11 protein-coding genes and 1 pseudogene are annotated in these 12,467 nt (G+C 64.0%); 2 read left to right on the plus strand and 10 right to left on the minus strand.

Annotated features, from left to right (window positions below; translation table 11 throughout):
• Together MOV74_RS17100 and MOV74_RS17105 are read right to left on the minus strand one after the other, a co-directional pair.
• On the minus strand, positions 1–387 hold a 387-nt coding region (locus MOV74_RS17100), incomplete at its 3' end, for a transporter substrate-binding domain-containing protein (RefSeq protein ID WP_246924666.1).
• Between the two features lie 100 nt (positions 388–487).
• Entirely contained in the window at positions 488–1,873 is a 1,386-nt protein-coding gene (locus tag MOV74_RS17105; protein ID WP_246924669.1) for a M20 family metallopeptidase, read from the minus strand.
• A gap of 261 nt (positions 1,874–2,134) precedes the next feature.
• On the opposite strand from MOV74_RS17105, the gene MOV74_RS17110 reads away from it, so the two are divergent.
• A complete protein-coding gene (locus MOV74_RS17110; RefSeq protein WP_246924671.1) occupies positions 2,135–3,514 on the plus strand; it encodes an LLM class flavin-dependent oxidoreductase in 1,380 nt (459 codons plus the stop codon).
• A 279-nt stretch (positions 3,515–3,793) separates the two neighbouring features.
• Here the strand turns inward: MOV74_RS17110 and MOV74_RS17115 are convergent, their stop codons facing one another.
• The 5 genes from MOV74_RS17115 to MOV74_RS17135 all read right to left on the minus strand — a co-directional run bounded on the left by MOV74_RS17115 (position 3,794) and on the right by MOV74_RS17135 (position 10,316).
• Entirely contained in the window at positions 3,794–5,455 is a 1,662-nt protein-coding gene (locus MOV74_RS17115) for a thiamine pyrophosphate-binding protein (RefSeq protein WP_246924674.1), read from the minus strand.
• 298 nt (positions 5,456–5,753) lie between these two features.
• The gene (locus tag MOV74_RS17120; protein ID WP_246924676.1) at positions 5,754–6,257 is read right to left on the minus strand and encodes a GFA family protein; all 504 of its coding nucleotides are present in this window, start codon (positions 6,255–6,257) and stop codon (positions 5,754–5,756) included.
• A gap of 211 nt (positions 6,258–6,468) precedes the next feature.
• On the minus strand, positions 6,469–7,596 hold the full coding sequence (locus MOV74_RS17125) for an alkene reductase (protein ID WP_246924678.1): 1,128 nt from the start codon (positions 7,594–7,596) through the stop codon (positions 6,469–6,471).
• 157 nt (positions 7,597–7,753) lie between these two features.
• Positions 7,754–8,617 (minus strand): outer membrane protein, encoded by an 864-nt coding sequence (locus MOV74_RS17130; RefSeq protein WP_246924680.1) that lies wholly within the window; start codon positions 8,615–8,617, stop codon positions 7,754–7,756.
• Positions 8,618–8,819: 202 nt separating this feature from the next.
• On the minus strand, positions 8,820–10,316 hold the full coding sequence (locus tag MOV74_RS17135) for an aldehyde dehydrogenase family protein (RefSeq protein ID WP_246924682.1): 1,497 nt from the start codon (positions 10,314–10,316) through the stop codon (positions 8,820–8,822).
• A gap of 180 nt (positions 10,317–10,496) precedes the next feature.
• On the opposite strand from MOV74_RS17135, the gene MOV74_RS17140 reads away from it, so the two are divergent.
• The gene (locus MOV74_RS17140; RefSeq protein WP_246924685.1) at positions 10,497–11,342 is read left to right on the plus strand and encodes an SDR family NAD(P)-dependent oxidoreductase; all 846 of its coding nucleotides are present in this window, start codon (positions 10,497–10,499) and stop codon (positions 11,340–11,342) included.
• Positions 11,343–11,494: 152 nt separating this feature from the next.
• Here MOV74_RS17140 and MOV74_RS17145 read toward each other — a convergent pair whose 3' ends face one another.
• The 3 genes and pseudogenes from MOV74_RS17145 to MOV74_RS17155 all read right to left on the minus strand — a co-directional run.
• The gene (locus tag MOV74_RS17145; RefSeq protein ID WP_008145196.1) at positions 11,495–11,701 is read right to left on the minus strand and encodes a hypothetical protein; all 207 of its coding nucleotides are present in this window, start codon (positions 11,699–11,701) and stop codon (positions 11,495–11,497) included.
• 180 nt (positions 11,702–11,881) lie between these two features.
• The gene (locus tag MOV74_RS17150) at positions 11,882–12,157 is read right to left on the minus strand and encodes a YiaA/YiaB family inner membrane protein (protein ID WP_063197515.1); all 276 of its coding nucleotides are present in this window, start codon (positions 12,155–12,157) and stop codon (positions 11,882–11,884) included.
• Between the two features lie 39 nt (positions 12,158–12,196).
• Positions 12,197–12,467: pseudogene (locus tag MOV74_RS17155) on the minus strand (PspA/IM30 family protein); the annotation flags it as partial.

Raw genomic sequence — 12,467 nt, forward strand, 5'->3', positions numbered from 1 at the left:
GGTCAGATAATGGGTGTTGGTGAAGGCGACCTGCTTCTGGCGCTCGGCGTTGTTGGTGGTCGAGCCGCATTCGAGGTCGATGGTGCCGTTGGCCATCAGCGGGATGCGGGTCGCCGAGGTCACCGGGTTGAGCTTGACCTCGAGCTTGTCGAGCTTGAGCTCCTTCTTCACGGCGTCGACGATCTTGTAGCAGATGTCCATCGCGAACCCGACGGGCTTCTGGTTGTCATCGAGATAGGAGAACGGGATCGAGGAGTCGCGAAAGCCCAGCGTGATGGCGCCGGTGTCCTTGATGTTCTTCAGCGTGCCGGTCAGCTCCTGGGCCCCGGCCTGGCTGACGGCGAAGGTCGCGGCGAGCGCGAGGCCGATGCTACGGAAGTGTTTCACTTTTTTGGTCCCCTTTCAGGATGATGCGGCCCGGATGCAAGCACAGATTGGGCCGGATTAGAATGTGACTTTCGGCTGGATCGCGGCGCAGGTTAACGGCTCAGGTTAGCGGCTTGGGCAATTCCCCGAGATCCCAGAACAGCCCGGCCATGACCGTCAAGGCCTCTTCGGTCAAAGGCAGCAGGATGTGCTCATTGGGCGCATGCTGGGAGCAGCCGGGATAGGAGTGCGGGACCCAGATCGTCGGCAGGCCCAGGATCTCGGAGAACACGTCGTTGGGAAGCGAGCCGCCGAAGTTCGGCAGCACCGCCGGCGGCTTGCCGGTGGTCTCCTGCACCGAATCCGCCGCCCATTTGATCCAGGGGCTGTCGAAATCTGTGCGCGATGCAGCAAAACTCTGGGCCGCCCGCACCTCTACCATCGGAAAACCGCGTCCGGCCAGATGAGCGCGGATGGCCTCGATCAGCCCATCAATTTTGGTGCCGACCACGAAACGCAGTTGCAACACGGCATTGGCATGGCCCGGAATGGCGTTGGCCGGCTTCTCGATATTGCCCGACGACATCGCCAGCACTTCCAGCGTATTCCAGGCGTAGAGCCGCTCGGCGGCCGAAAGCCCCTCCTCGCCCCAGTTCTCGGCAAGCGCCGGCTCGTCCTCGGTAGGGACCACCTGCACATCGGCCAGATAGCTGCGGATCTGGTTGGTGAGCCGCGGCGGCTTCAGCGCGTCGAGCTGGAGGCGGCCGTGGCCGTCGACCAGCGTGGAGATCGCGTTGACCAGAATGGTCGCGGGGTTGGCCAGCACGCCGCCCCAATTGCCGGAATGGTGACCGCCATCGCGCAAGTTCACATCCAAATGGATGCGGATGCCACCGCGGCAGCCAAGGAAGAGCGTCGGACGGTCGGCGGACAGGCGCGGCCCGTCGGAGGCCATGAACAGATCGGCCTTGAGCGCGTCGCGATTGAGATCGCAGACCTTGCCGAGATCGGGCGAGCCGATCTCCTCGCCCATCTCGACGATGAACTTGGCGTTGAAGCCGAGCTTGCCGCCGCGGGCGTCGCGCACCGCGCGCAGCGCCGCCATGTTGATGCTGTGCTGGCCCTTGTTGTCGGCGGTGCCGCGGCCGTAGAGTCGCGTGCCCGCAACCGTCGTGCGCCAGGGATCGCGGCCGTCGCGCCACTCGCCCTCCATGCCGTCGACGACATCACCATGGCCGTAGATCAGCACGGTCGGCGCTGACGCGCTCTCATGATGCTCGGCAAACAGGAACGGCGCCTTGCCGCTCGGGGACTCAACGATGCGGCTGGAAAAATCGAGCGCAGCAAAGGAGGGCATCATCTCCTGTTCCAGATAGCCACGCAGCTCGGCGCCACGCGACGGATTCTGGCTTTCGGTCCGATAAGCGACGCGGCGGTCGAGCTCGGTGAGGAATGCGCCGGATTTGAAATCCTCACGGGCGCGGGAGATGGCGTCGGCTCTGGTCATGACTCACTTTTCGGACTTCGCGCGAAGGACCCTACCCGAGACAGGATGCCCTTCGAAAGTGGCGGGGAGTGGATAGTTCTTGTAGTTCTCTTGTACTTCTCTTGGGATTCCGTCCTTGCTCGCTTGAGATTGGCTTGCCAATGGCGGGCGTACCGCCGATTTTGGCCTTGCCAAGCACAAACCATATGCAAGAACGTCGCCAAGTTGGGGCGCACGTCTATCATTCGAAGAGCGCTCAGTACAGGGCGCCGAGGGACCATCATGGCCAAGCAGATCAGGCTCAACGCCTTCGCGATGAATTGCGTCGCACATCAGTCACCCGGCCTGTGGACCCATCCGCGCGACCGCACCGCCGAGTATAACCGCCTGCCCTACTGGATCGATCTCGCCAAAACGCTGGAGCGGGGCCGCTTCGACGGGCTGTTCCTGGCCGACGTGCTCGGGGTCTACGACGTCTATGGCAACAGCCCTGACGCGGCCTTGCGCAACGCAGCACAGACGCCGTCAAACGAGCCGCTGCTGTTGCTCTCGGCCATGGCCGCGGTGACGCAAAATCTCGGCTTCGGCGTGACCAGCAATTTGTCGTTCGAACCGCCCTATCCGTTCGCACGGCGAATGTCGACGCTCGATCATCTCACCGAGGGCCGGATCGGCTGGAATGTCGTCACCGGCTATCTCGACAGCGCCGCGCGCGGCGCCGGCAAAGACAAGCAGACCGGGCACGACGACCGCTACGACATCGCCGACGAATATATGGAGGTCGTCTACAAGCTCTGGGAGGGCAGTTGGGAGGACGACGCCGTGCTGCGCGACCGCAAGCGCGGCATCTTCACCGATCCGAGCAAGGTGCATCGCGTCAATCATGAGGGCGCGAACTACCGCATCAACAACACCATCCATCTCAGCGAGCCCTCGCCCCAGCGCACGCCGGTGCTGTACCAGGCCGGCACCTCGCCGCGCGGCCGGCAGTTCGCGGCCAAGCATGCCGAATGTGTCTTCATGTCGGGACCGTCAGCCAAGATCATTGCACCGCGCGTGTCGGCGATCCGCGAGGAAGCCGCCAGGATCGGCCGTAACCCGGCGGAGATCCTGATGTTCAACATGATGACGATCATCCTCGGCAACACCGAAGCCGAAGCGGCTGCGAAATATGCCGACTACCGCTCGTACATCAATCCGGAAGGCGCGCTCGCCCTGATGTCGGGATGGACCGGCATCGATTTCTCCGGCTACGAGCTCGACCAGCAAGTGCGTCACGTGCAGAACGATGCCGGCCGCAGTGCGCTCGACAACGTCACACGGGGTGATCCGGACCGTGTCTGGACCGTGCGCGACGTCATCGAGCATGTCGGCATCGGCGGTGCCGGCCCCGTCGTCGTCGGCACGCCCGAAAGCGTCGCCGACAAGATCGAGGACTGGTTCGAGAAGACCGACGTCGACGGCCTCAATGTTGCGTTTGCGATCTCGCCAGGCGATTTCGAGGACATTTCGGACATGCTGGTGCCGGAGCTGACCAAGCGCGGGCGGTATAAGCCGGAGTATGCGAAGGGCACGCTGCGCGAGAAGCTGTTCGGTGGCGGACGTGCCAGGCTGGATGCGCCGCATCCGGCGGCGGGGTATCGGGTGGGGAATAAGGGGTAACCGGTCGCTTCAGGTTCCGTCATCCTGAGGTGCGAGTGGCGCAATGCTAAGCATCGCGCCGGGAGCCTCGAAGGATGGAGGGCGCCTATATAGCCGGGCCGTCGCCCTTCGAGGGCCGCTGAAGAAGCGGCCACCTCAGGGTGACGGTGAGAGTTTTGAGCGCGGTGCAGCCACGTCGTCATTGCGAGCGAAGCGAAGCAATCCAGAATCCCTCCGTGGAGACAATCTGGATTGCTTCGTCGCAAGGGCTCCTCGCAATGACGGTGGAAGCAGCCTGCCCTACACCTTCCCGTCCACCATCACCTCGATCAGCTTCGTGCCCGGCCGATTGAACGCCGACGCCAGCGTCGCTTTCAGCTCGCGCGGATCGCTGACCTTGATCGCCTCGCACCCCAGCGCCTTGGCGACGCCGGCAAAATCCACGGGCGGATCGACGAAATCCATGCCGACGTAGTTGTCGTCGCCGTGGAAGGCGAGCAGGCGCTGCTTGATGATGCGGTAGCCGCCATTGTTGGCGATGACGACGTTGAGCGGCAGCTTGTGATGCGCCGCGGTCCACAGCGACTGGATCGAATACATCGCGCTGCCGTCGCCCGAGAAGCAAACGACGGGGCGATCCGGATTGGCGATGCTGGCGCCGACCGATGCCGGCAGGCCCCAGCCGATGCCGCCGGACGCGAGGCCGTGATAGCCGTAGCGATCGCGATGCGGCCGCAGCGCCGTGATCTGGCGGCTCGAGGTGAGGCCTTCGTCGACCAGGATGGCATTCTCCGGCATGGCCTCGACCATTTGCAGCACCAGGAAGTCCGGATCGATGGGGCTGCGGCCCGCGCTCTTGCCGATCTGCTCGACCAGCACGGCGCGGCGCGCGGTCCAGTTCTTCGGCGCCAGCTCGGCGAGGCGCTGCTTCGCCCGGCTCGCAAGTGCTGCACCGCCCATCTCCCTCAGCACCGGGATCAGCGCGCGCAACGTTTCCTTCAAATCCGCCTTCAGCGCGATCTCGACGCCGTAGTTCTTGGCGATCTCCCAATCGACGAGACCGATCTGCACGATGCCGAGACCATCAGGCAGCGCATCGACCTCGCTATAGACCGACATGCGCAAGGGATCGCCGCCGAGCGCGACCAGGAGGTCGTATGGCGCCAGCGTATCGCGCGCGACCTTCTGTACACGCGCCAGCGTGCCGACGAAGCTCGGGCTCTCCGAGAGGAAGTGCGAGCCGTAGGGCGTCGAGGATTGATAGGCCGCCGCGCCAAGCAGTTCGGCGAGTTCGGCCGCCTCCTTCAGCGCATCGCTCTTCACCACCTCGTCCATGGTGACGATGACGGGGCGCTCGGCCCTGAGCAACCGTGCGGCGAAGGCTTTCAACGCCTCGTCCGACGGTTTCGTGCGCGCGTCGATGCGGGTGGAGCGGCCGAGATCGATCCCGGCCTCGCTGTTCAGGATGTCGCCGGGCAGCGAGATGAACACCGGCCCGGTCGGCGGCGTTGTCGCGATCTTGGCGGCGCGGCGGACGATACGGGGCAAATCCTCCAGCCGCGTCACCTCCACCGCCCACTTCACCAGCGGCTCGGCCATCCGCACCAAGGGGCCATACAGCACCGGCTCCATCAGGCCGTGGCCCTGCTCCTGCTGTCCCGCAGTCAGGATCATCGGCGTGCCCGTGAACTGGGCGTTGTAGAGCGAGCCCATCGCGTTGCCGAGCCCCGGCGCGACATGGACGTTGCAGGCGACGAGCTTGCCTGAGGCGCGGCTATAGCCATCGGCGATCGCGACCACCAGGCTCTCCTGCATTGCCATCACATAGGTGAGGTCGGGATGGTCCTTCAGCGCATGCATGATCGGCAACTCGGTGGTCCCCGGGTTTCCGAACAGATGCGTGATGCCCTCGTCCTTGAGCAGCGCGAGAAAGGCGGAGCGGCCGGTGATCTTGTTCTTCATGTTTCCTCCAGAAGCGGACGTTGCCGCAAGGACGAAAGACATGATGGCCGAAGTCGGAGGATGCGCGCAAGGAAGTGCGGTCATAGCTGCGTTGCGTAGGACGTTGCGAACTGCGCTCTCGTGTCCCGGACGCGACGCAGCGCGTAGCGATGCGGCGCAGAGCCGGGACCCAGTTTCGCGGCTGAACTCGCCGATGAATGGGCCCCGGCTCAGCAGCGCATCACCGAACCGGACGATGCTGCGCATCGCCGGGGAGGTGCTGCGCTGCGTCCGGGGCACGAGAGCGGTACGCCGCGAGCTACATCTCCTCCCGTCCCAATTCGAACGGATCCTCACCACCTGCGCGCTTCTTCTTTTTTGAACGTTGCCAGACCACGCCGGGAAAACCCTTCAGCGGCACCAGCGGCTCGCCGGTATAAGCCCATTCCTGCAGCTCTTCGATCGCGATGTGGTAGAGCGGCTGCCGACCGGTGCGTTCCTTGAAAAGCGCGCGGGGGATGTTGACCATGTGCGGGCCGCGCGGGCGCTCATAAGCGATTGGCGTGCCGCAATGCGAGCAGAAGCTGCGCGCGGTCTTGGTGGCCTTGTCCTCGTAGCGGGTGAGCGCCGTCTTGCCTGACATGATGCGAAACCGCTTCTTCCAGCTGCCGACATAGGTCGCGTAGGCCGCGCCGTGGGCGCGGCGGCTGGCGGCTGAGTGATCGTGCCAGGCCCAGCGCGCGGGGATGTCGATCTCGAAGGTGACCTTGCCGCAGAGGCATTGACCGGTGGCTGTACCTGCGGCGGCGGCGGCTTTGGCCATGGTCTCTCCTCACCGTCATCGCGAGCGTAGCGATCCAGAATCTTTCCGCGGAGGCAGTCTGGATTGCTTCGTTGCGCTCGCAATGACGGAGTTCGTGGGTTCGTGCGACACAATAGCTTCGTAGCCCGGATCAGCGAAAGCGACATCCGGGAACATTGTCCTTCTGGCGAAGGTCCCGGATGTCGCTGCGCTGATCCGGGCTACGGCAGCCTCACGCCGGCGTCAGCTCGTCATACACCGGATAATCCGTATACCCCTTCTCCTCACCGCCGTAGAACGTCGCACGGTTGTACGGCGTGATCGGATAGTCGTGCTGCAGGCGGCGCGGCAGATCGGGATTGGAGATGAAGATGCGGCCGAACGCGATGATATCGGCATGGCCCTCGGCGATCGCCGCGTTCGCTGTCTCGCCGACAAACCCGCCAGCGGTCATCAGCACGCCGCTGTAGTGCGGGCGGAACAGCACCATTGCGGAGGGCACATTCTGCCAGTTGACGTCGGCGCGGCCCGCACCGCTCGAGCGCGGCTCGATGAAATGCAGGTAAGCGAGGCCGAGCTTGTCGAGCGACTTCACAACATGCGTGTAGAGCGGCATCGGGTCGGGCTCGCCGGAATCATTGGCGATGCCGTGGGGCGACAGCCGCACGGCGACGCGGTTCGCACCCCATACGTCGATCGCGGCCTGCGTGACTTCCAGCAGAAGTCGCGCGCGGTTCTCGATCGAACCGCCATATTGATCGGTGCGCTGATTGCTGCGCGATTGCAGGAATTGCTCGAGCAGGTAACCGTTGGCGCCGTGGATTTCGACACCGTCGAAACCAGCCGCGAGCGCGTTCTTGGCACCCTGCCGGAACGCCTCGACGATATCCTTGACCTCCTCGGTCTCCAGCGCGCGCGGCGTCTCATAGTCGGAGATCTTGCCGTCGGCCGTCATCGCCTTCATGCCTTCCGCCTTGATCGGGATCGCCGAGGCGGAAACCGGCAACTCGCCGCCATGGAAGGAGGAGTGCGAGACGCGGCCGACATGCCAGAGCTGGAGAAAGATGATGCCGCCCTTTGCGTGCACCGCGTCGACCACCTTGCGCCAACCGGCGATCTGCGCCTCCGAATAGATGCCGGGCGTCGCCGGGTTGCCGCGACCGTGCGAGAGCACTGGCGAGGCTTCGGCGATGATCAGGCCGCCCTTTGTGGCGCGTTGGCCATAATATTCGGCGTTGAGCGGGCGCGGCGAAAAGCTCTCGCGCGCGGCCCGCATACGCGTCAGCGGCGCCATCGCGACGCGATGCGCGAGCTTGTACGGACCGACCTGCAACGGTCTAAATAGCGCTTCGAATTTCATATGGACCCCAAAACGATCGATGAGAGGACGAGGATCATATGAGAAAGCGCGGCAGCCCGGAAGCCGCCCGGGAGGATGGCTGGCCAGCCAAAGATGCGGCCAAATCAAAAAGCCCCGGGGCCGAGCCCGGGGCTTGCTGCTCGTTCAGAACGGCAGGTCAGTACTTCGCGACGACCGGACCTGAGCCGAACTTGTAGTTCAAGCCGACCCGAGCGATGTGGCCAGTGAAATTCGCGGTCGCGTCAAAGCCGCGAGCCGGGCCGGGAGCGATCGGGAACACCTGATTGAAGAAGGTGTATTTCTCACTGCCGAGATCATAATAGAGATATTCGAGCTTGACGCTCCAATTCGACGACAAGCGATATTCGCCGCCGCCGCCGACGGTCCAGCCTACGCGCCAGCTCTCCGCCGCCCCGGCGCCACAGATGACGTTGAGGCAGGGCGTGCCGCTACCGCCCGTGGGATCCACAATCGAGGTCGACGCCTTGACATGTCCATAGGCAAGACCGCCGGTCGCGTAGATCATCCAGTCCGGTGTAATGGCAGCGCCGATCCGGCCGCGCACGGTCCCGAACCAGTCGACCTTCTGCTCTTGCGTGGTCATGATGGTCGGGAACACCGGCAGGGTTCGAGTAACCGTTGAGCTGCCCTTGATGTCCGCGCCCGAGATGTCAGCTTCGATGCCCCACACCACGGTGCCCGTCTGCACATTGTAGCCGGCCTGCAGGCCGCCCAACACACCGTGCGCATTTGTTGGCAGCGACGCCGGGACAAGGCCACCCGCCAAGGCCACGTCGAGCACGCCCGCGGTGAAGACCGGATCGTGCGGCGCGAGATTGATCGCACCATCGCCCCAGCCATATCCCACATTCACGCCGGCGTAGAAGCCCGACCAGTTGTAAGCAACCGGCAATTGCGGCGCCTTGTACGCCGGCGCGTGCGCAGTCATATCGGCCGCGAGCGCGGTCTGCGCCGAGGCGACGCCCAAAGCCACAAACATGATCGAAGCGAAGCGAAGCATTCTCGATATCCCAGTCCGAACATTGATGTTGACCAGCACTAACGGGCCGACGTTCGAAATGGGATAACAATCCTTGCAAGATCGCGGACGACAGCAGTTTCAAAACCATCTGTAGCGTCCGGGTAACAACCTCCGGTCGTCGCAAGCAGCCTCTCGTCGCCGCATGCAAGATCGATCGCTGAAGTCCGGACGCGATGGCGCGTTAGGCCGTCTTGATCCAGACGGCCTTCACGTTGAGATATTCCTCGACGTGCTGCTTGCCGGACTCGCGACCGTAGCCGCTCATCTTGTAGCCGCCGAAGGGCACGGCCGGATCCATCGCCTGGTAGCAATTCACCCACACCGAACCGGCGCGCAGCGACTTTGCAACCGCATGCGCCTTGCTGACGTCGCGCGTCCACAGGCCGGAACCGAGGCCGAAGGTGGTGTTGTTGGCGCGCTTGACGAGCTCGTCCATGTCCTTGAACGCGATCGCGGAGATGACGGGACCAAAAATCTCCTCCTGCGCGATGCGCATGTTGTCCTGGACCCCCGCGAACACCGTCGGCGAGACAAAGAAGCCCTTCGACAGCGCGCCCTCGGTGACGCGGCCGCCGCCGGCGAGCGCCTTCGCGCCTTCCTTCTGGCCGATGTCGAGATAACCGGTGACGCGTTCGAGCTGTTGCTCGGACACCAGCGGGCCGATCTGCACATTGGGATCGAGGCCGTTGCCGACTTGCAGCTTCTTGCCGAACTCGGCGACGCGGCCGACGAACTCCTCGTAGATCGCCTGCTCGACGAACAGGCGCGTGCCGGCACTGCAGATCTGGCCGGAATTGGCGAACACCGCCATCGCGGCGCCGGGCACAGCGGCATCGAGATCGGCGTCCGCGAACACGATGTCCGGCGACTTGCCGCCGAGCTCGAGCGAAACGCGCTTGAGGTTCCCGGCGGAGGCCCGGATGATCGACTGGCCCGTGACATGCGAGCCGGTGAAGGCGACCTTGTCGACGTCGTGATGCGCCGCGAGCGCGGCGCCGGCGGTCTCGCCGTAGCCGGGCACGACGTTGATGACGCCGGGCGGAATACCCGCTTCCATTGCGAGCTCCGCGATGCGCAGCGAGGTCAGCGGCGCCTCCTCGGCGGGCTTGAGCACCACGGTGCAGCCGGTCGCGATTGCGGGACCGATCTTCCAGATCGTCGCGGTCAGCGGACCGTTCCAGGGAATGATCGCGCCGACGACGCCGATCGGCTCCTTCAGCGTATAGGAGAAGATTTCGCCAGGAAGTGAGTTCTCGATGGTCTCGCCATGGATCGCCGTGGTCTGGCCGGCGTAGTAACGCAGCATGCCGACGGCGCGCAGACGATAGGCGCGGGTGCGGCTGAGCGGCGCGCCCATGTCGAGGGTGTCGAGCTGCGACAATTCGTCGAAATTCTTCTCGACGAGGTCGGCGAGCTTGAGCAGCAGGTTCTGCCGCTCGAACGGCTTGACCTTGCTCCAGGGTCCTTCGAAGGCGCGGCGGGCGGCGGCAACCGCACGATCGATGTCTTCCTTGTCGCCCTCGGCGACCGTTGCGAGCAACTCGCCTGTCGCGGGATTGTGGGTCTCGAAGCGCTTGCCAGAGGCTGCGTCGACCCACTTCCCGTCGATCAGCATCTGCTTGTAGGACCCGTTCGCGAACGGATGACGCGTGATCGGAATAGCCTGCGACACAGCCATGGCTGCACTCCCTGTCAGGTGATTGATTGGTTCGATCTGGGCGGGATCGTTGCGTTAAAGGATACAGCGGTGCCGGATAGGCGTAAAGGCAGCGCGGAACGAAGACCTCCCATGCCGACTTGTGCGGGGTCGCGCACCGCCATTGTTATAACTCGAGCAAGCCCCCTCCGGAGACGCCCCATGCCACATTCCGCCATCGTCAAAGACAATGTTGCCGTGATCACCGGTGGCGCGTCCGGTATCGGGTTGGCCGCGGCCATGGCCTTCGCGCGCGCTGGAATGAAGGTGTGTATCGCGGATGTCGAGGGGGCTCGACTGACCGAGGCCGCAACAAAACTGTCGTCCGTCACTTCTGCCACAAACGTGATGACCTTCGCCGTCGATGTCAGCAGGGCCGAGAGCGTGATGGAACTGGAGCGCGCCGTGGGCGCGCATTTCGGCGGAACCGACCTGCTCATGAACAATGCCGGCATCCAGCCGGGCAGCACATTGTTTGACGAGCCCGATCATTGGCAGCGCATCATCGCCGTCAACATGTGGGGCATCATCAACGGCTCACGCATCTTCGCGCCCAACATGATCGCACGCGGCAAATGCGGCCTCATCATCAACACGGGCTCGAAGCAGGGCATCACCACGCCGCCGGGCGATCCCGCCTACAATGTCTCCAAGGCCGGGGTGAAAGCATTTACCGAAGCGCTCCAGCACGAGCTGCGCAACACAAAGGATTGTCGCGTCACGGCACACCTGCTGATCCCCGGCTTCGTCTTCACCGGCCTCACCGCGAAGGGACGCACCGAAAAACCGGCCGGCGCCTGGACGCCGGAACAGACGATCGATTTCATGCTGGCGCGGCTTGAGGTGGGCGATTTCTACATCCTATGCCCGGACAACGACGTACCGCGCGCGCTCGACGAGAAGCGCATGGAATGGGCCGCCGCCGACATCATCGAGAACCGCCCGCCACTGTCGCGCTGGCACCCGGACTATGCGGATGCGTTCAGGAGGTTTGTGGAGGGGAAGTAACTGTCAGACCCTCATGGTGAGGAGCGCGCCCTTGCGCGCGTCTCGAACCATGCAGGCCCCGCTGAGGCAGCCCGGCCTCGCCCCTTCGAGACGCCCGCTTTCAGCGGGCTCCTCAGGATGAGGGTTAGAGTGTTCGCAGCGCGGCAAGCGCGCTACAGGGTCTCTTGCTGATGCCCGCAATTCTTGCAAGCGAACTTGACCCGGGTCTGGCCTTTCTCCGCCTGGACCCGGTTCGGCGCGCCGCACTTGCCGCAGACGGCCTCGATGCGGGTCGCGCCCTGCTTGACGACGATGGTCTTCTTTTCCATCGATTCGCGGATCAGGCGCTCGGCCTCTTCACGCAGCGATTGTTTCGACAAAGCTCGTCTCCGCCTCTGAAAAGCGCGAGAGCCATATCGCACCTGCAGCCGAAGCACAATGCGTGATGCGGATCACGACCATCAAGACGTCGTTCCTGATGGTTGCGGACGCGAGAGCCGCGGCGCGTGTTGCTCCACGGCTCTCTTGCTTTTCGTCCGGATCGGCTCAAGGCACTTTTTTCAAGCGGCCTTGGAAACCTCCATCAGCAGCCGCTCGGCCTTCGCGTCCTCGATGCGGTTCACCAGCCGGCTGCTCTCGTGATTGTCACGCACGGTCTTGGTCAAGGTGATGCAGGTCTGGATCAGCATGACGATACCCATGGTGAGATAGCCCTTCATCCAGAAGTCGATCGGCAGGAAGAAGACGCCGATGGCGACGAGGAACGCGGAGGCTGCAAAGGACGCGTAAGTGAAGGTTACCCAGGCGCTGCTATGGGGCTGGCCGTTCTGGTTCATGATGGTCTCCTGTTGGCTCGAATGATGATGGGTTGGGGATCAGGCCGTCGGCGTGCGGTTGGACTTCAACCGCGCCAGCACGTCGTCCGCAGTCGTCTTCAACCGCGGGCCAAAGCCCTGCTCGGCGAGTCTCTCGGCGGTGGCGAGGGGACCCGTGGCCGCATCGAGCTCGACCAGCGCATCGTCGGCAGCCTGGGCTTCCATCTGCCGATCGCGCAGGCGCCGTAAAGTGCTCTCCGCCTCCGGCAGCGTGGATTCGTAAGGACGCGCTGCCTCGATGCCGCTGCGGCGAAGCGAGCGCACGGCCTCC

The sequence above is a fragment of the Bradyrhizobium sp. SHOUNA76 genome, assembly GCF_023006445.1.
Lineage (GTDB): Bacteria > Pseudomonadota > Alphaproteobacteria > Rhizobiales > Xanthobacteraceae > Bradyrhizobium.